Raw genomic sequence first — 22822 nt, 5'->3', positions numbered from 1 at the left:
TTGAAAACTGAGTAAATTATAAGGTAGTTTTCAAACAACGTACATTTTACAACATAAAAGTTCGCATATCAACACAAATAAGGTTTATTTATAACCACAGGAAATGCGTGGTTGGTGCTTGCGGCGCAAAAGTACAGATGATAAAATATACAGGCGGATCACCGCAGCAAAGCAGGGATGGAGGATTGACAGGAAGTTTGGGTACAAAAAAGAAGATTCTTGGAGTTATAAGTATTGTAGTTGTTCTCTCGCTGATGATGGTGGGAGTGCGGTGGTTGTTCTTCAATGTGATCAAGAGCAGCCAGATGCTTGATGGCCTGGTGGAGTTCCGGGCGGCCATTGTCCAGGATATGGAGGACGGAAACGAGTCGGGCATGTATTATGTAAGTAATGTGGCGAAAAGTGATGTGCACAACATCAACAAATATATAGATTCGGCATACGGCTCAGTGGATACGTACAGGATAATAATTGAGACGGGAAGATATCTGGCAATACAGCTCAACTATGAACTGTCGGATAATTATTATGCTGTCAGAAAATATATAGAAGGAACGGATATCCCGGAGGACAACATAAGGGCGAAGCAGATATATGAGGTGATCGACAGCTTTATAAATGACAACATTTCAGATGGCATGAGCGACCTTGACAAGGAGATCGCCGTGCACGATTATATAGTGGAAAACTGTGTCTATGGATATCCCGACAATAATGATGATGCATATACGGCATATGGAGCGCTGGTGCTTCACCAGAGCGTGTGCGACGGCTACGCTGAGGCGTTCTTCATAATCATGTCCTGTCTGGGCGTCAAATGTGACATAGTAGTCGGAAGCACGGAGGAAGGACTTCATGCATGGAATCAGATAGAGCTCGGCGGAGAATGGTATAATGTGGATCTGACATGGGATGACTCGCTGCCGGATATGGGCAGCTATCTGAAGCACACCTATGTGAATGTCGATGACAGCACACTGGAACTGACTCACTCATGGGAAAAGCAATTCTACAGAGAGTGTGCCGACACAGCGTATAATTTCTATAAAAAGAGGTTTTATACCTATGACTCGTTCGATGAGTATAAAAAAGGCATAAGGATACAGATGGGCGGCAGTAATGTGCTGGAAGCTGCTATATATACAGATGACGAAACATTTGACTTGTCATTTCTGTACAATTATGGCAATATAAGGTCTATAAATTATGTGGTGGAAGATATGGGCGGCTACAAAGTTGTCGTCGTATATCTTAATATGAAGTGATAAAAATAGAATTGACATAATGGCGCGGAGGTGCGATATGCGAAAAAGAGAGTTTATGGATGAGTTGAAGAAAGCTCTTGATGGAAATGTCTCAACGCAGACATATTATGACACGATGAATTATTATGAGGATTATTTTAAGAAGCAGAAAGAAGCAGGCAAGTCAGAGGAGGAGATATGTTCATCTCTGGGATCTGCAAGACTGATCGCCAAGACGATCATTGACACAGAGGGACAGGGCGCAAGCGGAAGATATTATGATACAGAATCCTCTTCGTATGATGACAGCTACAACACCCGCAAAGCCAGCGGAAGCAGTCAGAAGGGCTGGCATGTAAATGTGGACGACGAGGGCAATACAAGCTTTGCTTATGGCAAGCTTGATTTCAGTTCACCGATAGGCAAGGTGCTGACAGCGATAATACTCATTCTTGTGGCTGCACTTGTTATAGGTATAGTGCTTGGAGTTATCTGGCTGGGATTTAAGATAGTGTGGTATATCGTGATACCTGTTGTCATCATTCTGTTCATAGTGAATCTTATTATTTACCTGTTTGGTGGAGGCCGATAAAAAATAAAATAAAAAAAGTGAAAAAAGTTGTTGACAAAACATGGTCACTTGAGTATACTAACAAAGGTGTCAGCGATGACACGAAGTAATATGGGATCTTAGCTCAGCTGGGAGAGCATCTGCCTTACAAGCAGAGGGTCATAGGTTCGAGCCCTATAGGTCCCATTTACAAGACATGGCGAGATAGCTCAGTTGGCTAGAGCATGCGGTTCATACCCGCAGTGTCGAGGGTTCGAATCCCCCTCTCGCTACTATTTGATGAGACGGAAGACATTCCGTCTTTTTTTTATTCATATAAGGAGGATATCACATGAGAGTTGGAATGGGATACGATGTCCACAGACTAGTTGAGGGACGAAAACTTATAATCGGAGGAGTTGAGATTCCATATGAGAAAGGACTCCTTGGACACAGCGATGCGGATGTACTTCTTCATGCGATAATGGATGCGCTTCTCGGTGCTGCGGCGTTGGGGGATATTGGAAAGCATTTCCCTGATACTGATGAGAGGTATAAGGGAGCGGACAGCATGAAGCTCCTGTCAGAAGTGAAGAGACTTCTCGAGGAGAAGCTCTACATCATCGAGAACATAGATGCGACCGTAATTGCCCAGAGCCCTAAGATGGCGCCGTACATTGATCAGATGAGGGAGAATATCTGTAATTGCCTGTGTATAGACAAGGATCAGGTCAATATCAAGGCGACAACGGAGGAGAAGCTTGGGTTTACCGGAGGGGGACTTGGAATAAGCTCCCAGGCGGTGTGCCTCATAGAGTCGGCATTTAATTACGCCGGAGATGATGCCGGAGCTGTCAGAACGGCAGGCTGTGGCGGATGCGGTGGATGTCCAGCGGGAATAAGATGACAAAACAGCCCATGTATGCTAGAATATAAGGGCTTAGAATTTTAAAGAACTTAAGGAGAAAAAAGGTATGTTAAATGATGGTTATGCAGAACATATAGTTAAGGCGAAGACACCTGCGGGTGTTACCTGCGGTATGGCTGCCGGAATCGTGCTGATGATCGCCGGACTTGGCGCAGCGATGTTCGTTCAGGGCTTTGGCAGTATTGGATTCTTAGTTGCGATTGCAGGTGCTGTTGTATTTGGTATTTTTGTTTCCAGAAGAGAGACGGAGTATGAATATATAATGGTGAATGAGGATATAGACATCGCAAGGATCATTGCAAAGAAGAGCAGAAAAAAGATCATGAGCTTCAGCAACGCTGATGTAAAGTTCATTGCGAAAGAGGGATGCATTTACCTCGACAATGAGCTTCAGCAGGACAGCTCAATAAAGACCAGGGATTTCACATCCGGCAATAAGCAGAATCAGGATGGTGTGTATGTGTTCGTCCTCAACAAGAACGGCAAGGCTGAATTCGTGAAGCTTGAGCTCTCAGACAGAACTATTGATCATGTAAATAACTTTTTCAGAGGAAAGTATAAAGAATAAATAATATTGACCCTCACGGTTGATACTAAACTGTATATATACAGGAGGTGTCGCTGTGAGGGTCTTTGTGTGTAAGTGCTTTACTATATTTATGACGGGTGGGATGATATATTATTTCCTGGAGATATCAGCCAGGCATTATTCCCATTATTCCATGATAATTTGTGGAGGTCTTGCTACGCTTTTGTGCGGCGGACTGAACCAGATGTTTCCGAAGATGGGGATACTTGCGCAGATGCTGGTTTCCTCTGTGATAATATCTGAGCTGGAGTTCCTGACCGGGTATGTTGTGAATATAAGACTAGGACTTAACGTGTGGGATTACTCTGATATGCCGTTAAATCTTGCGGGGCAGATATGTGTGCCTTATTCTATCCTGTGGATGTTCCTGTCGCTGATCATAATATATGTGGATGATGAGATACGGTGTCATATGTATAATGAAGAAAGGCCTGAGTACAGATTAATATAAAATATGGGAAAAAGCTCTTGATTCCATAGGGGAGTGGAGTAACAGCTTTTTCCCATATTCCATGTGTGTGCATATTTAATAAATTCCGTGTGAAAATATTATGATTCAAGGGGAGTAATCTTTAAACCCTTATAAAGCTTAGTATAAAGATTGCGCTCATCAGAGTACAACATTATACCACGTGAATCGCGTACGATATACGCATATTTGTTCTTCTGCACATTCATGTAAAGAACTTCATCAACGTTGAGCTCCTTGGCTTTGACCTTGGCAACGCTGACGCTGAGCGGCTCTAACTTGTACTTTTTAATTGCCTGCTGAACTGTCATAATCTACACCTCCATTGATAAATGATCATAACGTGCTTTAGTAACTATCTACAGTATATTGTAAAGATATAACAAAGTCAACTAGTAAACATGCACAAATGTGCAAAAGATAATCGAATGTTGTAAAATGTGGTGTGAAATATCGACAAAAAAAGGAGAAAACAATGATGCAAAATGCAAATTATTATCAAATGATGGAGAGACAGATAGCTGAATTTGATAGTGAAAATACACAATGCGGCAGAAAAAAACTGTTGCTGCACTGCTGTTGTGCGCCATGTTCCAGCCATTGTCTGTCGGTCCTTGCGGAGCATTTTGACATAACAGCTTATTTTTACAATCCAAATATAACGGATTACGATGAGTACATAAAAAGATTCCGTGAGCTTGACAGATTTGTACATGAAGTATATGTGGAAGGAGTGGATGTCGAACTGGCGGAGCATGAGCCGCAGGTGTTTCTGGATATGGCTAAGGGCAGGGAGGATCTTCCTGAGAGAGGACTCAGGTGCTATGACTGCTATAAGCTGAGACTTGAGAAGAGCGCGATCCATGCGAAGAAAAATGAATATGACGTATTTACGACCACATTGTCGATAAGCCCCCACAAGAATGCGGACTGGCTGAACGAGATAGGTGCAGAGATGAGCAGGAAATACGACATAGATTATCTGTTCAGTGATTTCAAGAAGAAAAATGGATATAAGCACTCGATAGAGCTGTCAAAGGAATATGGATTATACAGACAGAATTTCTGTGGATGTGAATTTAGCAGACGGGCTGCTGAGCTCAGAGATGAAAAAATTAATAAAAATATTGAATAAAAAACAAGATTTTTGCCGTGAACACAAAAATAAAAAATATATCGAAAAAAATATTGTACCGCCTTGTCAAATGTGGTAGTATTTATTAAATTAAGAAAAAAGAGGCCAATAAATGTGGGTTATCTCAAGCGTTTCCCCCGTTTTCACTCTTTTTTTTTGAGCAAAAATAGAAAAAACGAAAGGAATACGATTATGAAAGCTTTTTTGATACTTGAAGACGGACACGTGTTTGAAGGTAAAAGTATTGGCTCTACTGATGAGATAATCAGTGAGATAGTATTCAATACTTCGATGACCGGCTATCTGGAAATTCTTACAGATCCATCATATGCAGGGCAGTCAGTATGTATGACATATCCGCTTATAGGCAACTACGGTGTATGCAGAGAGGATATGGAGGCTGGCAGACCTTGGCAGTCAGGATTCATTGTTAGAGAGCTCTGCAAGACTCCTAGTAATTTCAGAAGCGAGATGACCATAAACGAATTTCTTGTTGAGAATAATATAACTGGTATAGAAGGAATAGATACCAGAACACTTACCAAGATCCTCAGGAAAGATGGTACCATGAGAGGTATGATCACAACTGATGAGAATTATGATTTTGATGAGTGTATGAAGCGTATTAAGGCATGGAAGATGGGACATGTTGTTCTCGATGTTACATGTAAGGAGAAAATATTCTATCCTGGTGACGGATTCAAGGTTGCAGTCATCGATCTCGGTGTTAAAAAGAACATCGTCAAGTCCCTCCTTGCAAGAGGTTGTCAGGTTACTGTATATCCTGCAGAGACACCTGCTGAGGAGATCATCGCAGACGCTCCGGACGGAATCATGCTTACAAATGGTCCTGGAGATCCAAAGGAGTGTAAGGTCACAATAGCTCAGGTAAAGAAGCTTTTCGATACAGATATTCCAATTTTTGCTATATGTCTTGGACATCAGCTCATGGCGCTTGCCAACGGCGGTGATACAGAGAAGATGAAGTACGGACACAGAGGTGCAAACCATCCTGTAAGAGATATGAAGACCGGCAAGGTATATATTTCAACACAGAATCACGGATATATGGTCAAGGAAGACAGCCTCGACAGAAAGATCGCAGAGGTCAGCTTCGTCAATGTAAATGACGGAACAGTAGAGGGAGTTCACTATCTTGGAAAGAATGCACAGACAGTTCAGTTCCATCCGGAAGCATGTGCAGGTCCGCTGGATACAGATTCACTGTTTGATACATTTATGAATATGATGGAGGTGTCAAAGTAATGCCAAAGAATCCTAATATAAAAAAGGTTGTAGTTATCGGATCAGGTCCTATAGTCATCGGTCAGGCTGCTGAGTTTGATTACGCCGGAACACAGGCATGCCGTTCTCTTAAGGAAGAGGGACTGTGCGTTGTCCTCATCAACTCAAACCCTGCAACCATCATGACGGACAAGGATATAGCAGATAAGGTATATATTGAGCCTCTTACGGTTGATGTTGTAAAGGCTATCATTGAGAAGGAGAAGCCGGACAGCCTTCTGCCGACACTCGGCGGTCAGGCAGCCCTCAACATCGCCATGGAGCTTGATGAGTCAGGTTTCCTCAGAGAGCATGACGTGCTTCTCATAGGAACATCATCAACGACCATCAAGAAGGCCGAGGACAGACTTGAGTTCAAGAAGACTATGGAGAAGATCCATGAGCCTGTAGCACCTTCAGAGGTCGTTACAACAGTTCAGGGCGGTCTTAACTTTGTCAAGAAGATTGGATACCCTGTAGTTCTCCGTCCTGCATATACACTTGGAGGTTCAGGTGGTGGTATCGCTGAGAATGAGGAAGAGTTCAAGGAGATCCTCATGAACGGTCTGAGACTTTCACGTGTAGGACAGGTTCTTGTCGAGAGATGTATCGCAGGATGGAAGGAGATCGAGTACGAGGTTATGCGTGATGCAAATGGTACATGTATAACCGTATGTAACATGGAGAACCTTGATCCTGTCGGAGTACACACTGGAGACTCTATAGTCGTGGCTCCATCACAGACACTTGGTGACAAGGAGTACCAGATGCTCAGAAGCTCAGCACTGAACATTATCTCAGAGCTCAACATCAAGGGTGGATGTAACGTTCAGTTTGCTCTGAATCCTAATTCATTTGAGTATTGTGTTATCGAGGTAAACCCAAGAGTTTCAAGATCATCAGCACTTGCATCAAAGGCAACCGGATATCCTATTGCAAAGGTATCTGCCAAGATAGCCCTTGGATACAACCTGGATGAGATCAAGAACGCTATTACAAAGAAGACATATGCCAGCTTTGAGCCGGCACTTGATTACGTGGTTGTCAAGATCCCTAGACTTCCATTTGATAAATTCATCGCCGCTGACCATGATCTGACAACACAGATGAAGGCAACCGGTGAGGTTATGAGTATCTGTACAAACTTTGAGGGTGCACTTATGAAGGCTCTCCGTTCACTGGAGCAGCATGTAGACAGTCTCTGGTCAAGCAGATACAAGGATATGACAGACGAAGAGGTTATAAAGCTTCTCGGACATGTTGATGACAGACGTATCTATGTCATAGCTGAGGCTATCAGACGTGGAATATCATACGATCAGATCTATGACATCACCAAGATCGACAGATGGTTCATAGACAAGATCCACAACCTTGTTAAGGCTGAGAGAAAGATAATCGAGTCCAAGGGAGATATCTCCAAGGAGCTAATGAAGGAGATCAAGAGAGTTGAGTTCCCTGACAAGGTTATCGCGAGACTCACAGGCAAGACAGAGAAAGAAATCAGACAGATGCGTTACGACTACGGTGTAACAGCACACTTCAAGATGGTTGATACATGTGCAGCAGAGTTTGATGCCATGACTCCATATTACTATTCATGCTTTGATTCTCTGGAGAACGAGGTCGCTGAGGATAACTCAAAGAAGAAAGTAATGGTACTTGGTTCAGGCCCGATTAGAATCGGACAGGGTATCGAGTTCGATTACTGTTCAGTTCACAGCACATGGGCATTTGAGAGAAAGGGTTACGAGACAATCATCGTCAACAACAACCCTGAGACAGTCAGTACAGACTTTGATATAGCAAACAAGCTTTACTTTGAGCCTCTTACAGCGGAGGATGTTGAGGCTATAGTAAATCTGGAGCATCCGGATGGAGCTGTTGTACAGTTCGGTGGACAGACCGCTATCAAGCTCACAGAGGCACTCATGGAGATGGGGGTACCAATCCTTGGAACAAGTGCAGAGAATGTAGATGCAGCAGAGGACAGAGAGCTCTTCGATGAGATCCTTGAGAAGTGCTGTATACCAAGACCTGCTGGTAAGACGGTATTTACAAGAGAGCAGGCGCTTGAGGCTGCAAATGAGCTGGGTTATCCGGTACTTGTAAGACCTTCATACGTTCTCGGTGGACAGGGAATGCAGATCGCGATCTCTGATAAGGATATCATAGAGTTCATGGATATCATCAACAGACATACCCAGGAGCACCCAATACTTGTAGATAAGTACATCATGGGTAAAGAGGTCGAAGTCGATGCTGTATGTGATGGAGATGACATACTTATCCCTGGTATCATGGAGCATGTTGAGAGAGCCGGAATACATTCAGGAGACAGTATCTCGGTATATCCTGCACAGACACTCTCACCAAAGACAAAGAGAGTCATCGCTGATTACACCAAGAAGCTTGCAAACAGCCTGCACGTAATCGGACTTATAAATATACAGTTTATTGCATACAATGATGAGGTATATGTAATAGAGGTAAATCCTCGTTCAAGCCGTACAGTTCCATATATAAGCAAGGTAACAGGAATACCTATCGTAGATCTTGCAACACGTGTTATCACAGGTGAGAAGATCAAGGATATGGGTTACACACCTGGTCTTCAGCCGGAGTCAGAGTATTTCGCAATCAAGAAGCCTGTATTCTCATTTGAGAAGATCAGAGGCGCTGAGATAAGCCTTGGACCTGAGATGAAGTCAACAGGAGAGTGCCTTGGTATATCCAAGAACTACAATGAGGCTCTGTACAAGGCATTCCTTGGAGCCGGAATCAATCTTCCAAAGACCAAGAAGATGATCCTCACAGTCAAGGACTCAGATAAGATGGATGCTATAAATATTGGTAAGAGATTTGCTGCTCTTGGATATGAGATATATTCAACAAGAAGCACATGCAGAGTTCTCAATGAGAATGGTGTTCCTGCAAAGCTCATCAACAAGGTTGAGGAGCCATCACCAAATCTGCTTGACCTGATACTGAGCCATGAGATCGATCTGATCATCGACACTCCATCACAGGGTGTTGAGAGAAGCAAGGATGGATTTATCATCAGACGTCACGCAGTTGAGACAGGTGTTACATGTCTTACAAGCCTTGATACAGCCGATGCGCTGCTCACAAGCCTTGAGACCGCTGATACCACAAAGCTTTCACTCGTGGATATAAGCGAGATATAAGTTCTGATTAAACAGATAAAAAATGGGGCAAAATGATAAACAACGTTAAAAGGGGTTGTCATTTTGCCTCATTCAATTTATGCTTGTTAGCATGTGGGATGTCACAAGGCATCTTCCCTGCGTGGCATAGAAATGAATACATTATAATTGATAGAAATAAGAGGTGAAATATGCATAATGTTCCTACAGATGAAGTGTTTGTCATAGGACATAAGAATCCGGATACGGATTCTATATGTTCAGCGATTGCGTACGCCCATCTGAAAAATCAGCATGAGAACAAATACATTCCAAAGAGAGCTGGAAATATAAATAAAGAGACACAGTTTGTCCTTGATTATTTTGGTGTGCAGGCGCCGGCACTTGTGAGCAATGTAAATGTACAGGTGAAGGATATAGCATACAGAATAGTTGATGGTGTGTCGGGAGATATCACCATGAAGAGAGCATTTGAGATAATGCAGGATAACGACGCCACGACACTTCCGGTTGTCAATAATGGCAAGATAAAGGGAATAATAACGGTCGGAGATATAGCCGAGGCATATATGCTTGAGAAGGATGATAATTCCCTGTTCATAGCTGGTACAAAGTTCTCACACATAATAGATACTATAAATGGCGAGCTTGTGTACGGTGACGCCGACGAATATGTTAAGGATGGAAGAGTGATCGTGGGAGCTGCCCAGGTTGACATCCTTGAGAGACATGTCAAGGAAAATGACATAGTCATAGTGAGTGACAGGGTTGAGGCTCAGCTTGCGGCCATAAACTGCGGTGCGAGCATGCTCATAGTCTGTCTTGTGAACAGTATATCTGACGTGGTTCTGGAATTTGCAAAGAACAAGGGCTGTGCGGTTGTTGTTACACCGACGGACACCTATGCTGTTGCCAGACTTATCGGACAGAGCATGCCTATAGGATTCTTTATGATAAGAGACCGCATCATGACATTCTATGAGGATGACGATATAGATACGCTTAAGACGACCATGGCAAAGACCAGAGTGAGATACTTTCCGGTTACGGACGGCTATGGCAACTACAAGGGACTTGTATCAAGGCGTAACTACATCAATGCGAGAAAGAAACAGCTCATACTTGTTGATCACAATGAGAGAACCCAGTCTGTTGACGGCGTGGAGAATGCCGAGATACTCGAGATAATCGACCACCACCGGATCGCGAATATAGAGACCATGAATCCTGTGTATTTCAGAAATCAGCCACTTGGATGTACTGCTACGATCATCTATCAGATGTACAAAGAGCAGAATGTCAAGATAGATAAGCCGATAGCTGGACTTCTCTGCGCAGCGATACTTTCCGATACACTGGCATTCAAGTCTCCGACGTGTACATTCATAGACGAGGCTGCTGCAAAGGAGCTTGCAAGGCTTGCAGAGATAGACATATATGAATTTGCCATGGAGATGTTCGACGCGGGAAGCAACCTCAAGGACAAGACCATGGATGAGATACTTCATCAGGATTTCAAGAAATTCGACATTGGAGATATGGTTGTTGCTGTTGGACAGATCAATTCCGTCAATGAGAAAGAGATAGACAGAATAAGAAACGGTATGCGTGAATTCCTCGGTGGATATATGGAGCCTGGCTGTGATGTGGTCATGTTTGCAATGACCAATATTCTTCAGGAGGGCTCAGGTATCATATGCGTGGGAGAGAATGCACAGGAACTGTGCAGCAAAGCATTTGGTGTGCAGCTTGAGGATAGCTATGCATATCTTCCCGGTGTTGTATCAAGAAAGAAACAGATAGTTCCTGCTCTTGTAAAGGCGACACATCAGATATAGACAGGATCGTATATAGAAGGTAACAGTATGGATATATATACAACAAATGCGTATATAAGAGATACATTTGGAGAGAAATTATATAAGATATCATTGAATGCAGGAACCACCTGTCCCAACCGTGATGGTAAAGCCGGGACAGGTGGATGTATTTTTTGCAGTGCCAGTGGCTCCGGAGATTTCTCTGAGGATGCAGACCTGAGCATAGGTGAACAGATAGAACTGGCAAAAAAGAGGATATCAGGCAAATGCAAATGCGACAGATATATAGCGTATTTCCAGTCATATACAAATACATACGGTGATGTCGATGCTTTGCGCGAAAAGTTTCTGGCGGCTGCAAGAAGGGATGACATTGCGGCTGTATCGATAGCCTCCAGACCGGACTGCTTTGGCCCAGAGGTCATAGATATGATAAAAGATATAATAGCTGTTAAACCTGTGTGGATAGAACTTGGCCTCCAGACAGCAAATGACAGGACAGCACAGCTCATCAACAGGTGTTATGACATAAGTGTGTATGATGAGACGATGAACAGACTCAGAGAACTGGGAGTTCACATTATAGTTCATATGATAATAGGCCTGCCCGGTGAGACGAAGGAGGATATGATTGATACGGTAAGGTACATAGTGCGAAGCGGCGCAAATGGTATAAAGCTCCAACTGCTTCATGTCCTCAGGGGAACTGTTCTTGAAAAAATGTATGAGGAAGGAGTGTTCCGTGCACTGACATTTGATGAATACGCAGATATTTTGTGTGATTGTCTTAAAGAGCTTCCTCCTGATATGGTTGTTCACAGGTTCACCGGGGATGGGCCTAAGAATATTCTTGTTGCGCCTCCGTGGAGTGCTGATAAGAAGAGAGTTATAAACGATCTGAACCGTATTATTTCGAAATTGTGAGTCTGCTAGCAGCTCAGTGCAGACTTTAAAAACAGCCTGAGATTTTCCCTACCGTTGTCGTCAAGCTGATCACAGTCGGACATTATTCCTGTCGCTTCCGGTGGAAGAGTCCTGCCGTGGCTGTAGGCGAGGAACACTTCGCTGATGTCCATCTTATTTTTCTTTGCTATATCGATGCAGGTGAGCAGCACCAGATGACTCATATTAATACTGTATAAATTGGATATCCTGATAAGATTTATGAGATCCGGGATTCGCTCTCCACATTCATAGTGCGAGTAGGCGGAGACGGACACCTTCAAGATGGCGGCTATTTCCTGCTGCCTTTTTCCGTGGCTGCGCCTTAGAGACTTCAGTGCGCCGCCTATCACTGCACAGTTAAAATCCTGATCGGATGAATCGTCTTCATACACCGACGGATCAATGTTGCGTTCTTTTCTTTTTTTCATATTTTCCTGTTTTCTCCTTAAAAATAATATTTACTGTAATTGGTGGGTATAATACTGGATTTACAGTCTGGAATTTTTAGATGCTAGATTTGCCACAAATGTGTCTATAAGTTGACGGTCGCTGTCGCTGAGAGATCTGTAATTGCCCAGCATGTCTGCTGTGCTCTGGTTAGATTCTATGGCGGTCATGTATGAATTGTCCTCCATGACGATCTGTAGTGGCTTTGGATGCCCCTGCATGTATCTTGATGACAGGGTGTATGCATATAGAAAATCGTGGTTGAGAAGCTCTGACAGCTTTATGGCCTGTTCTATATTAGGGATGTTTCTCCCTTCCTCGTAGTTGGCATATCCGGATCTGGAAATAGATAGCGCTGCTGCGACATCCTGCTGTGTGAGTCCTGCCTTCTGTCTGAAATATCTGAGAAGGGCAGGTAGTGGATTGGATGAATGTGGTTTCATGTTTCACCTCCTTTGAATGTTTTTCTGCATTGTACACAAAAATAGTCCGTTGTAAATCAAAATGTAATAAAAGTGTTGTTTGATGTAATAATTAATCACATGTGGGATGGAGAGTATGATATAATTATCTGAAAAAACAATCGGAGGTTACCAAAATGAGTCTTGCAGATGATCTCTTTATAAACATGTGTAAAGATATAATCGATAATGGATATAGTACGGAGGGGGAGAAGGTCAGACCAAAGTGGGAAGATGGAACATATGCCTACACCATAAAGCGTTTTGGTGTTGTCAACAGGTATGATCTGTCAAAGGAATTCCCTGCGATAACACTTAGAAAGACGTATGTGAAGTCGGCTATTGATGAGCTGCTCTGGATCTGGCAGAAAAAGTCAAATAATGTTCATGACCTCAAGAGCCATATATGGGACAGTTGGGCAGATGAGAACGGTTCCATAGGAAAAGCATATGGATATCAGCTTGGTGTAAAGCATAAATATAAAGAGGGCATGATGGATCAGGTGGACAGACTGATATATGACCTTAAGAATAACCCATACAGCAGAAGAATGCTCACTAACATATATGTTCATCAGGACTTGAGTGAGATGAATCTGTATCCGTGCGCGTACAGCATGACATTCAATGTAACAGGGGACAGGCTCAACGCTATACTGAATCAGAGATCCCAGGATGTGCTTGCGGCCAACAACTGGAATGTTGTCCAGTATGCGGTACTGGTACATATGCTTGCCCAGGTCACGGGCTTTAAGCCGGGAGAACTGGTACATGTGATCGCGGATGCACACATATATGACAGACATATACCGATAGTCAAGGAGCTGATAACAAGACCTACACATCCTGCTCCAAAGTTCTATATGAATCCGGATGTCAAAGATTTCTATGACTTTACTCTGGATGATTTCAGGATAGAAGACTATGAGACAGGACCACAGATTAAGAATATTCCTATTGCGATATAAGACTATGAAGCATGGGACGGGAATTATACAGATGGAGGACATATGAAGTTTATTGCAGCGGTAGATAAGAATTGGGCCATTGGAAATAAAGGCAGATTACTGATAAGGATATCGGAGGATCAGAGAAATTTCAGACAGACCACGATGGGGCATGTCGTTGTTCTCGGAAGGAAGACTCTGGAGGAGTTTCCGGGCGGAAGACCGCTCAAGGGAAGGGCAAATATAATTCTCAGCAGGAATCCTGAATATGCAGTTGAGGATGCGGTGGTTGTCCACTCAATGAACGAACTGTTTACAGAACTGGCAAAATATGACACGGATGACATTTTTGTCATAGGCGGACAGACTATCTACGATGAGCTCATACCATATTGTGATGAGGCAGTAATCACCAAAATAGACAGGGAATTTGAGGCCGATGCCTTCATTTCGAATCTCGACAAACTGGACAACTGGGATGTGACGGATGAGAGACCGGGTGAGGATGTGTCAGAGGTGAATTTCACATTTGTCACATATAAAAATAGTGACCTGAAGAAATAAATTATAATTATTTTTATAATATTCACAAAAAAGCACCTTTTTTTGATTAAAAATTCACAAAAAACATTTGTTAAATGAAGATTATTGTGATACAATTTTTTTATATTTGGGAGGTGCGCTAATGAAGGAAGTATTAATTACATCGGGAACAAGCTTTGAGGGATATGATATCGTTGGCTATGGAACATACAAGTTCACACAGACGATACTTAATTCCAACTTTTTGAAGGATTTCGGAACATCTATTGCGGATATTGCCACGGATAGAAGAGATATCTATCAGGAGAAGATCGATGAGATCCTCAATGAAACAATCAATAATTTCACAGATATGGTCCGTGAGACGAAGTACAATGCTGTAGTTGGATTCAGAACAGGTGTTGAGGAATACACCAACAACGTAACTGCTGTTGTTGCCAGTGGAACTCTGGTAAACATAAAGGAGCAGTACAAGTCGGAATTTGACAAGAGCAGCTTCATCAGAAACGAGATATATGTAAGAAACTATTACGACCTACTCGTGCCAAGAGCATCAAAGGTGGTGCTTGCATCAGAGGGCAAGGGAACAAAGATTTCCGTGTGGTTCAACAACTACAATAACGACGATATAAAGGCACTTAAGGCAGAGCTTCAGTTCACCAATATCTATGGTGACAATATAACACTGCCGGATGTTGATTTTACATTTGATAAGACCAACCTCAAGCTCCTCAAGTCGGATTATGTGGAGTGTAAGCTTCCGGACAAGTATATAAAGATGATATCCTCCGTCAAGGTATACATCAAGAAGTATGTCAAGGCCAGCGGAGTATACGAGATAGATGCGGATTCTATCGGAATTGAGATGTCTGACGTTAAGTTTAAGGCACTCAAGCTCAAAAAGGGAATTGATGCAGTTGCAAACTACAAGTCAGACGGACTTGTGTGGACATGTAACTGTGGACACGTAAACGAAGGCGGCGCAGAGGAATGTGTGATCTGTGGAAGAAAGCAGGATGAGATGAAGAACTCTATCACATTCAACTACGAGCCTATGCTTGAAGAGATGAAGACAAAAGAGTATGTAATAGAGATCAAGGATGTACTCATGAAGTACATCAAGGACATTGATACAGGAATGAGAATGCAGCTTCTTGAGATCATGGAGTCCGGTCTTAATTACGAGAAGAGCAGAGGATCCATGAAGGACTCTGTTATTGAGAAAGTTGAGAATCTCTTCCTTGGATTATAGGGATTATAAGACGATATGCAACAGTACATGGTACAGATAATAAAAAATCTTAAGGAGAAGGGTTACAGACAACTCAATCCGGAAAGTAACAATGTATACGGCAGAGCAGACAGCGATGCCGTATATATTGTTGTTATAGGCAGTAATCATAATCTTGATTCTGAGACTCTGAAAAAGTTCAATAATAAAATATTGCTTGATGTTTCTTCGGATTCGCATAGAAAAGTCAATCTTCTCAATATACTCATCACTCCAAACGGAATGTTTGATGATATGACAAAAAAGATAGTTGAAGAACTGGACAATGTCTGGCTGTTCGCGGAGGATTACGGAAAGCTGTATATATTTGAGAATCAGCCCACTGACTTTGACTCACTCTATGATGTGATCGATAAAAAAACGGTGGTGGATAACCGCAGATCCCAGCACAATCTGATAAGAATGTTCGGTGTTGTAACACCGATATTACTGTTGATAAATATTCTGGTGTACGTTGCATGTATCTTTGTATATCAACCTACGGAACTGGCTGTGGAAGTGCTTGCGATATCAGAAAAAGGACAATATTACAGATTCCTGACATCAATGTTTACACATTTTGGAATATCACATCTGGTTGGAAATATGGTAATTTTGATCGCACTCGGTGCGAGGGTTGAGAATATAATAGGCAGATTCAATTATATCATAGTTTATATTGCCACGGGTCTTACTGCGTCATTTGCATCATACATAGATTGTTTTTATAATAATACATATGCTTACTCGGCTGGTGCATCCGGAGCGATATTTGGTCTTCTGGGAGTGCTGGTTGTCATAGCATTTTATAATAAGGGCCGGGTGAAGGATCTGTCACTTATTAATATGCTTATATTATTTATTCTGACACTGGTTAACGGAAAGATGTCAGAAGGTATTGATAATGTTGCCCATGTGGCGGGATTTGCGGCCGGGTTAGTGGCCGGGATAGTCCTTTTGCTGACCAATCAAAAGGTTGTAAAGAATAGCCGTTTATGATAAAATAATACGATGATAAAAAAGTGGGAGGCTGGGTTATGAGTACTGGAATCAGTATGTCAAGTGTAAACAAAATAAAGGAACTTGCAGACAATGGCGATTACAGTCTCGCTCTCGATATACTTGAACATCAGGATCTGTCGAAGTCACTTAGTCCACAGTTTATTAGAATATGCGGCGAGGTGTATTACGAGAACAAAAGATATCCTGAGGCCAGAGCGGCGCTTGTCAAGGCACATGCCATGGCTCCGGCTGGTAACAAGATAATATATTCTTTGATAAAACTGTATTTATCCATGGGATTTACACAGCTTGCAGAGCATTATTTTGAGATATATACATTTAATCAGGCCAATAAGGATGCAGGTACATACAGACTTGAATATATGATAGCCAAGGCACACAGGAAGCCAGTGAATGAACTTTACAGCATACTGGTGTCGGCGAATGATGTTGAGACGGATGAAGAGTGGGATTTTGAGATGCTTCTGCTTCATGCGTACATAAGAAACAGGGAGAAGTTTGACAGCGCCTGTGTTGAATTCAGAGCGCATTACAAGAACTCTTCACATTTGTATATGCTGGACAAGCTCATGGGCGGCGATGTGGATCTTGAATCCATGATTTATTGTTATCCTGACACGGAGATGTCGGATGATGATCCTGAGCAGGCAGATACAAGAGCAAATGAAAATAAGATATTGGAAGAAGACGATCTGAGAATGCATCCAAAGGATGCTAAGATCATGATCATGGTCGAGGATGACGCACCTGTGACGAGTTCCATGAAATTCAAGCAGATGTGGATTAGATCGAAGGATAAAAAAGAGCAGAAAAAGGAAGCTCGTCAGGAAGAAGAGAATTCTGAGCCGAAGAAGAAATCCAGAGGTTTATTTGGATTGATGTCAAGGAAAGAGGAAGAGCTTGTCGAGCAGGAGATGGAATCTCTGAAGAACGAGAATCTTGACAAGGAACAACTGCTCGAGGAAGTTATTTCCGATACCGCTGATGATGCCGGGAATACGGCAAAGCCTGAGCTCAAGGCGATGAGCAGTGACAGTGAGAAAGCTCCTGAGGGAAAGTCGCAGGATATGACCGAGATAAGCGGGGAGCTGACTCCTGAGGATGCAGCGGTGTATAACAAAGATAACGACAATGAGTATGAGGATTCCGAACCGGTGGAGGAAGATAATTATGTTATCGAAGAAGAGCCGGAGGAAGTAGTCATGGTTGAAGTTGATGGTGACGATTCTGATGACGTATCTGACAGTGCGTCAGATCGCGATTCTGAAGACGATACTGTTGTGGAGACCTTTGATCCTGAGTTCGAGGGAGACTTTGAGGATGGATTTGAGGCGGATGCAGAGCCGGAGACTTTGCCTGATGAACCGGTTGAATCAGAAACGTTTGATTTTGATAAAGCCTTTGAATCTCTTGAGGAGTTCGAGGTTGACGATGAAAATCTCGAGGATCTGATGGAAGATGCGGAGTCTCAGAATGATGTGGAAGAAACTGCTGTTGAGCCGGGTGTAGAGCAGAATGAACCGGAAGTTGATGAAGTCTCAGTTGAGATCGAACCGGAGATCGAAGAAGAATTCGAGGTAGATGCAGATTCTGAGCCTGAATTCGAAGAAGAACTTGAGGTTGGTGCAGAATTCACGATCGAGGCAGAGCCAGAGACTGAGGAAGAATTAACAGTCGAGGCAGAGCCGGAGGTTGAGGAAGAATTCACAATCGATGCCGAAGCGGAGATTGAAGATGAATTTGAGACTGAAGCTGAGCCAGAGTTAGAAGAATATACAATCGATGCGGAATCTGAGGAATCTGAGATGGAAGAAGTTCCAGTGGAAGTCGAATCAGAGGTGAAAGAATTTGAAGCTGAGGCTGAACTGGAGATCGAAGAAACTGAGGCTGAAGCTGAATCAGAGGTCGAAGAGGAATTCACAATGGAAGCAGAGGATAAGTCAGAAGAGAAAATTGCGATGGAGACAGAACCGGAAAAGCCAAAGAATAATGGCTTCCCGGTGTTTAAGAGCAGTCTGTTCCCTGACTACAACACAGAGAATGCAGCACTGTATGATCTGTCGGCAGAGAAAGATATAAATGCAGAGATAGAGGCTGATGAAGCCAAGATATCGGAAAGTCTTAAGAAAGAGGAGGATCTTATCGGTGAAACAGACAGACTCCTTGCAAGACTTGGAATTAAATTCAACACGGAATTCAATTCTATATTGAATTTTGATGATGAAGATAAAGAGGATGATGTGGCAGCTCCCGACGAGGAGAAGACAGATGAGCAGGAATCCCCACAACAGGAAACGGTTGACGCTGAACCAGAGCAACCGAAGAAAAAGCCGTTCAGACTGAAGGGCTGATCAAAGAAGAAATAAAGTAGCATGATCATACATATAGTGTATTGCTTTTTATTTGAACAAACGGAAGGAGGCGAGGGAATTGGCTGTAGATCAGACAGAAGCAATGATTGCGGCGATCAAGGCACAGCTTGAAAAGGAAAGAGCTGCAGAAGCTGCCAAGAAAAAGAGGGAAGAAGAGGAAGAACTTCTCAAGAGCGGCAGCAAGAAGAAAGATGCTGAGACTGCTAAAAGCCAACACAAAACTTTGTCCAAGGAGGAGTTAGAACGAATCGAGGCTAAGAAACGCCGTAAGAGAGAAGAGGCTCTTGGAATTGTTCATGAGGATGAACCGGAAACTTCAACTGAGGATGAAAAGCAGGACGATGTTCCAAAAGAGGGAGAGGGACTGAAGCCTGAAGATAAAAAAGAAGATAAAAAACCAGAGGGAGCTGCACCTAAGCTCAGTCTTAACCTTGGAGGCATCGCTGATGATATGTCGGGCGGTGGTCTCGGAGGAGGCCTTGGCGGCGGATTAGGTGAAGGCGGTCTTGGAGGACTCGGAGGCGGCCTTGGCGGAGGACTCGGAAGTACACCTAAGACAGAGGGAGGCCTTGGATCAGGCGGCCTTGGCGGCGGTCTTGGAAAAACACCTAAAACAGAAGGCGGTCTTGGTGGCGGATTTAAGTTCGGCGCCGGAACTGAAGGTACAGTTAAGTCAACAGGTGGAAGCAATATTGTTCTCACTGATGATGATGAAAATGCTGAGGATGAAGAGACACTTGAGTGGGTAACTGATAAGAATGCAAAGGTGAATAAAGTTAAGTCACCTAAGGGAGGCAGTGATGCGAACGGAGATCTGTTCAGCATTCTCCCAGATAGAAACAAGCAGGCTGCGGCTGGAGAGTCATTGTATGATTTTGATGATGATGATGACGATGATGACGATTTCCTTGGAGCAGGAATAAAGAACCTGTCCAATATAGACGAGGAGAGTCCTGAGGAGATAGCCAAGAAGAAGGCTGAAGAGGAGGCTAGGAAGAAAGCTGAGGAGGAAGCCAAGAAGAAGGCTGAGGAAGAAGCTAAGAAGAAGGCCGAGGAAGAGGCTAAGCGTAAGGCTGAAGAGGAGAAGAAGCGCAAAGAGGCAGAAGAGGCAAGAAAGAAGGCTGCCGCTGAAAAGGCTAAGGCTGAGGCTGAGGCAAAGAAGCAGCAGGCGATCGACGATGCCAGAAAGAATGCTGAAGAGGCAAAGAAACATGCTGAGACCTCGAAGAAGACCATCGAGGAATGCGAGAAGACAGAGAAGGATCTCGAAAAGCAGCTTGAAGAATTTGCTGCCAAGAAGCAGAACTATGATGCAAAGATGGCACAGGAGGCTGAGGCAAAGAAGAAGAATGATGCTGAACTGCTTGAGCGAGAGGAGAAAGAGCTTGATGCCAATATTGCAAAGCTCAAGAAAGAGATATCAGATACAAATGAATCTGCTAAGAAAGAGTCAGACAGAATCCTCAAGGAGAGTGATCCTGATACATATAAGAACAATATGATCAATGAGGCTCAGGCTGCTGCCGACAAGGCTATAAAGGCACTTGCAGACACCAAGAAGACTAATGTGGATAAGGGTGTTGCTGAGTACAACAAGGCTGTTGATGCTGATAAGAAGAAATTGGCAGACATAGATGCGGATAAGAAGAAGTCTATAGAGACGGCCAAGAAGAAGCGCACAGATGAGGAAGCAAGAGCAGCCAAGATCATGAAGACTGCCGAGGCAGACAAGACAAAGGCTGGTGCAATATTCAGCGAGTCTAAGAAGGCTGAGGAAGAGGCTGATGCTAATCTTAAGAATACCACTGAGATGGAGAGTCAGTCACAGAAGACTCTTGATGAGCTCCAGAAGAAGCTTGAGGAGTCAGAGAAGGCTGTTAAGAATGCAAAGAACAGCAGAAATGATGCAAACACAAAGCTTGCAATACAGAAGGAAGAACTGAAGAAGGCAGAGAAGGTTGAGGAGGAGGCTGCAAAGGCTCTTGAGGCAGCAAAGAAAGCCAAGGAAGAGGTTCAGAAGAAGATTTCAGACAGCGAAGAGTTCATAAAGAAGGTTGCTGATCAGATTACAACTGCTGAGAACGACAACAAGAAGATCAGTGAGGATGTTGCCGCTGCAAAGAAGGAGAATGACTCATTCAAGGCTGCGAAGGCAGAGGCTCAGGAAGCTCTCGACTCAGCTAAGAAGTCTCTTGTTGAGGCTGAGGATCTTCTGGCAAAGGCAGAGGCTGCTGCCGAGGAAGCGGAGCAGGTAGTCGAAGAGGCTAAGATCGCAGAAGAGGTTGAGATCCAGAATGCGGAAGCTGCTGCCAAGGAAAAGACAGATAAGCTTACGGCAGAAGGAAAAGATAGAGAGACCAAGCATGAGGTGTTCCTTGCTGCTGAGGAAGAGAAGTATGCTACGGCAGAGGCAAGTGAGCTCGAGAAGGTTCAGACTGCAGCTATGAAGGCTGAGAAGGAAGCCTCAGATATGAAGACAAAGGCTGAAGCTGATGCTAAGAAGCTTCTCGATGATGCAAAGAAGAAAGAAGAAGAGTTAAAGAACAAGATCGCTGAGCTCAAGACAAAACAGGCTGAGCGCGTTGTTGCAAGAAAAGAGGCTGCTGATCAGGCCAAGACCGAGGCTGAGGAGAAGAAGAAGAAAGATCTCTCAGCAATAGACAAGGCCGAGGCTGATGTCAAGAAACAGCTCGAGGATATAAGAAGCAAGGCTACTGCTGCTGCAAAGGTACTTGAAAAGGCTATAAAGCGTGAGGAAGAGTACAAGAAGCAGGAAGAGCTTCTGAAGGAAGGCAAGGTTGAGGAAGCTGCACAGGTTATCACACAGGATGAAGAAGCAACTATGGCTGCTTCAGTAAGTGAGGCTGTTGCTGCGAGACGTAAATCACTGCCTAAGGAGGCAAAGTACCTCTACAAGTATCTCGGAGTCGAGCCTGCTGGTGCACAGATCGTTAACGTTCTCCAGACTCTCAAGGTAGATCCTAAGAGATCTAAGAATGTTGTTATTCTTGGACAGCACGGATTTGGACTTACCATGGTCGGTGAGGATTTTGCAAAGTTCTATTATGATATGGGAATCTGCAAGTCTGAGGCAAAGGCAAAGGTTAAGGCAAAGGTTATAAACAGCGGTAAGCTTGCAGGAGCAGTTGGCAAGCTCAAGGGCGGATGTCTTATCATTGAGAGTGCAGGACTTATAACACCTGAGAGATTCAAAGAGATGGTTGATATGTGTTCACCTGAGAAGAATGATGTTAAGATCATCCTCACAGGAGAGAAGACAGCTCTCAGCAATATGCTTGCAGCAAATATGACTCAGGCAAGATCGTTCAACAACAGAGTATACTTTGACCAGATCAATGAGAGTGGAATGATCAATGTGGCAGAGTGCTACGCTGATGAGAAGGGCTTCAAGCTTGAGAGCGGAGCAGATACAGCTATAAAGAATGCTTTGATGGCGATGGAGTCAGGAAATATCGACAGACTTCTCGGTGCTATGGATGATGCCATGAAGGCTGCTGAGACCAGAGATCCTATCGACAAGAAGATTCTTAAAAAAGAGATAAAATAAGTTTTGTGACGGATATACCGTTGTAGAATTTTGTTGAAAAAAACAATACCAGTGCTTATA

General features: G+C 43.4%; 19 protein-coding genes and 2 tRNA genes. 18 read left to right on the top strand and 3 right to left on the bottom strand.

The annotated features are described in order from the left end of the window. The first annotated feature begins 197 nt into the window (after positions 1 to 197). The 7 genes from GT575_RS10220 to GT575_RS10190 all read left to right on the top strand — a co-directional run bounded on the left by GT575_RS10220 (position 198) and on the right by GT575_RS10190 (position 3762). The gene (locus GT575_RS10220) at positions 198 to 1265 is read left to right on the top strand and encodes a transglutaminase domain-containing protein (RefSeq protein ID WP_243147876.1); all 1068 of its coding nucleotides are present in this window, start codon (positions 198 to 200) and stop codon (positions 1263 to 1265) included. Between the two features lie 37 nt (positions 1266 to 1302). Further along, positions 1303 to 1836, top strand: a complete 534-nt coding sequence (locus GT575_RS10215; RefSeq protein ID WP_117874184.1) for a DUF1700 domain-containing protein — start codon at positions 1303 to 1305, stop codon at positions 1834 to 1836. Between the two features lie 92 nt (positions 1837 to 1928). Beyond that, a tRNA-Val gene (locus GT575_RS10210) sits at positions 1929 to 2001 on the top strand. A 12-nt stretch (positions 2002 to 2013) separates the two neighbouring features. After that, positions 2014 to 2087, top strand: a tRNA-Met gene (locus tag GT575_RS10205). A gap of 59 nt (positions 2088 to 2146) precedes the next feature. Continuing rightward, on the top strand, positions 2147 to 2701 hold the full coding sequence (ispF, locus tag GT575_RS10200) for a 2-C-methyl-D-erythritol 2,4-cyclodiphosphate synthase (protein ID WP_022216382.1): 555 nt from the start codon (positions 2147 to 2149) through the stop codon (positions 2699 to 2701). A gap of 67 nt (positions 2702 to 2768) precedes the next feature. Beyond that, on the top strand, positions 2769 to 3290 hold the full coding sequence (locus GT575_RS10195) for a DUF6106 family protein (protein WP_117874186.1): 522 nt from the start codon (positions 2769 to 2771) through the stop codon (positions 3288 to 3290). A 55-nt stretch (positions 3291 to 3345) separates the two neighbouring features. Beyond that, positions 3346 to 3762, top strand: coding sequence for a putative ABC transporter permease (locus GT575_RS10190; protein ID WP_022216384.1), 417 nt, complete (start codon positions 3346 to 3348; stop codon positions 3760 to 3762). Between the two features lie 98 nt (positions 3763 to 3860). Here GT575_RS10190 and GT575_RS10185 read toward each other — a convergent pair whose 3' ends face one another. Further along, entirely contained in the window at positions 3861 to 4091 is a 231-nt protein-coding gene (locus GT575_RS10185) for a hypothetical protein (RefSeq protein WP_022216385.1), read from the bottom strand. Positions 4092 to 4255: 164 nt separating this feature from the next. Here GT575_RS10185 and GT575_RS10180 point away from each other — a divergent pair, with 164 nt between their 5' ends. The 5 genes from GT575_RS10180 to GT575_RS10160 all read left to right on the top strand — a co-directional run bounded on the left by GT575_RS10180 (position 4256) and on the right by GT575_RS10160 (position 12110). Next, positions 4256 to 4915: an epoxyqueuosine reductase QueH gene (locus GT575_RS10180; protein WP_082418038.1), complete on the top strand. Its 660-nt coding sequence runs from the start codon at positions 4256 to 4258 to the stop codon at positions 4913 to 4915. A 192-nt stretch (positions 4916 to 5107) separates the two neighbouring features. Then, positions 5108 to 6181 (top strand): carbamoyl phosphate synthase small subunit, encoded by a 1074-nt coding sequence (locus tag GT575_RS10175; protein ID WP_022216387.1) that lies wholly within the window; start codon positions 5108 to 5110, stop codon positions 6179 to 6181. Further along, positions 6181 to 9387: a carbamoyl-phosphate synthase large subunit gene (gene carB, locus GT575_RS10170; RefSeq protein WP_015535011.1), complete on the top strand. Its 3207-nt coding sequence runs from the start codon at positions 6181 to 6183 to the stop codon at positions 9385 to 9387. Before GT575_RS10175 ends, carB begins: the two co-directional genes overlap by 1 nt. A gap of 170 nt (positions 9388 to 9557) precedes the next feature. Beyond that, the gene (locus GT575_RS10165) at positions 9558 to 11204 is read left to right on the top strand and encodes a putative manganese-dependent inorganic diphosphatase (protein ID WP_015535010.1); all 1647 of its coding nucleotides are present in this window, start codon (positions 9558 to 9560) and stop codon (positions 11202 to 11204) included. A 27-nt stretch (positions 11205 to 11231) separates the two neighbouring features. Continuing rightward, positions 11232 to 12110: a TIGR01212 family radical SAM protein gene (locus GT575_RS10160; RefSeq protein ID WP_055222712.1), complete on the top strand. Its 879-nt coding sequence runs from the start codon at positions 11232 to 11234 to the stop codon at positions 12108 to 12110. A 5-nt stretch (positions 12111 to 12115) separates the two neighbouring features. On the opposite strand, the gene GT575_RS10155 is transcribed toward GT575_RS10160, so the two are convergent. Both GT575_RS10155 and GT575_RS10150 read right to left on the bottom strand, forming a co-directional pair. Then, positions 12116 to 12559 (bottom strand): helix-turn-helix domain-containing protein, encoded by a 444-nt coding sequence (locus tag GT575_RS10155; protein ID WP_015535008.1) that lies wholly within the window; start codon positions 12557 to 12559, stop codon positions 12116 to 12118. A 60-nt stretch (positions 12560 to 12619) separates the two neighbouring features. After that, entirely contained in the window at positions 12620 to 13021 is a 402-nt protein-coding gene (locus GT575_RS10150; protein WP_015535007.1) for a helix-turn-helix domain-containing protein, read from the bottom strand. 155 nt (positions 13022 to 13176) lie between these two features. Here GT575_RS10150 and thyA point away from each other — a divergent pair, with 155 nt between their 5' ends. The 6 genes from thyA to GT575_RS10120 all read left to right on the top strand — a co-directional run bounded on the left by thyA (position 13177) and on the right by GT575_RS10120 (position 22762). Further along, positions 13177 to 14007, top strand: a complete 831-nt coding sequence (gene thyA, locus GT575_RS10145; protein ID WP_022216389.1) for a thymidylate synthase — start codon at positions 13177 to 13179, stop codon at positions 14005 to 14007. Between the two features lie 42 nt (positions 14008 to 14049). Beyond that, entirely contained in the window at positions 14050 to 14550 is a 501-nt protein-coding gene (locus GT575_RS10140; RefSeq protein ID WP_015535005.1) for a dihydrofolate reductase, read from the top strand. Positions 14551 to 14671: 121 nt separating this feature from the next. Beyond that, complete coding sequence (locus GT575_RS10135; RefSeq protein WP_022216390.1) at positions 14672 to 15781, top strand: heavy metal-binding domain-containing protein; 1110 nt, start codon at positions 14672 to 14674, stop codon at positions 15779 to 15781. A 27-nt stretch (positions 15782 to 15808) separates the two neighbouring features. Beyond that, entirely contained in the window at positions 15809 to 16798 is a 990-nt protein-coding gene (locus GT575_RS10130) for a rhomboid family intramembrane serine protease (RefSeq protein WP_243147875.1), read from the top strand. A gap of 38 nt (positions 16799 to 16836) precedes the next feature. Further along, positions 16837 to 19173: a tetratricopeptide repeat protein gene (locus tag GT575_RS10125; protein WP_161171941.1), complete on the top strand. Its 2337-nt coding sequence runs from the start codon at positions 16837 to 16839 to the stop codon at positions 19171 to 19173. A gap of 79 nt (positions 19174 to 19252) precedes the next feature. After that, the gene (locus tag GT575_RS10120) at positions 19253 to 22762 is read left to right on the top strand and encodes a hypothetical protein (RefSeq protein WP_242849645.1); all 3510 of its coding nucleotides are present in this window, start codon (positions 19253 to 19255) and stop codon (positions 22760 to 22762) included. Positions 22763 to 22822 lie beyond the last annotated feature (60 nt).

Source organism: Coprococcus sp. BIOML-A2 (assembly GCF_009875795.1).
GTDB lineage: Bacteria > Bacillota > Clostridia > Lachnospirales > Lachnospiraceae > Coprococcus > Coprococcus aceti.
Note: the sequence above shows the minus strand (reverse complement) of the source record. Positions and strands in the feature narration are given on the sequence as shown.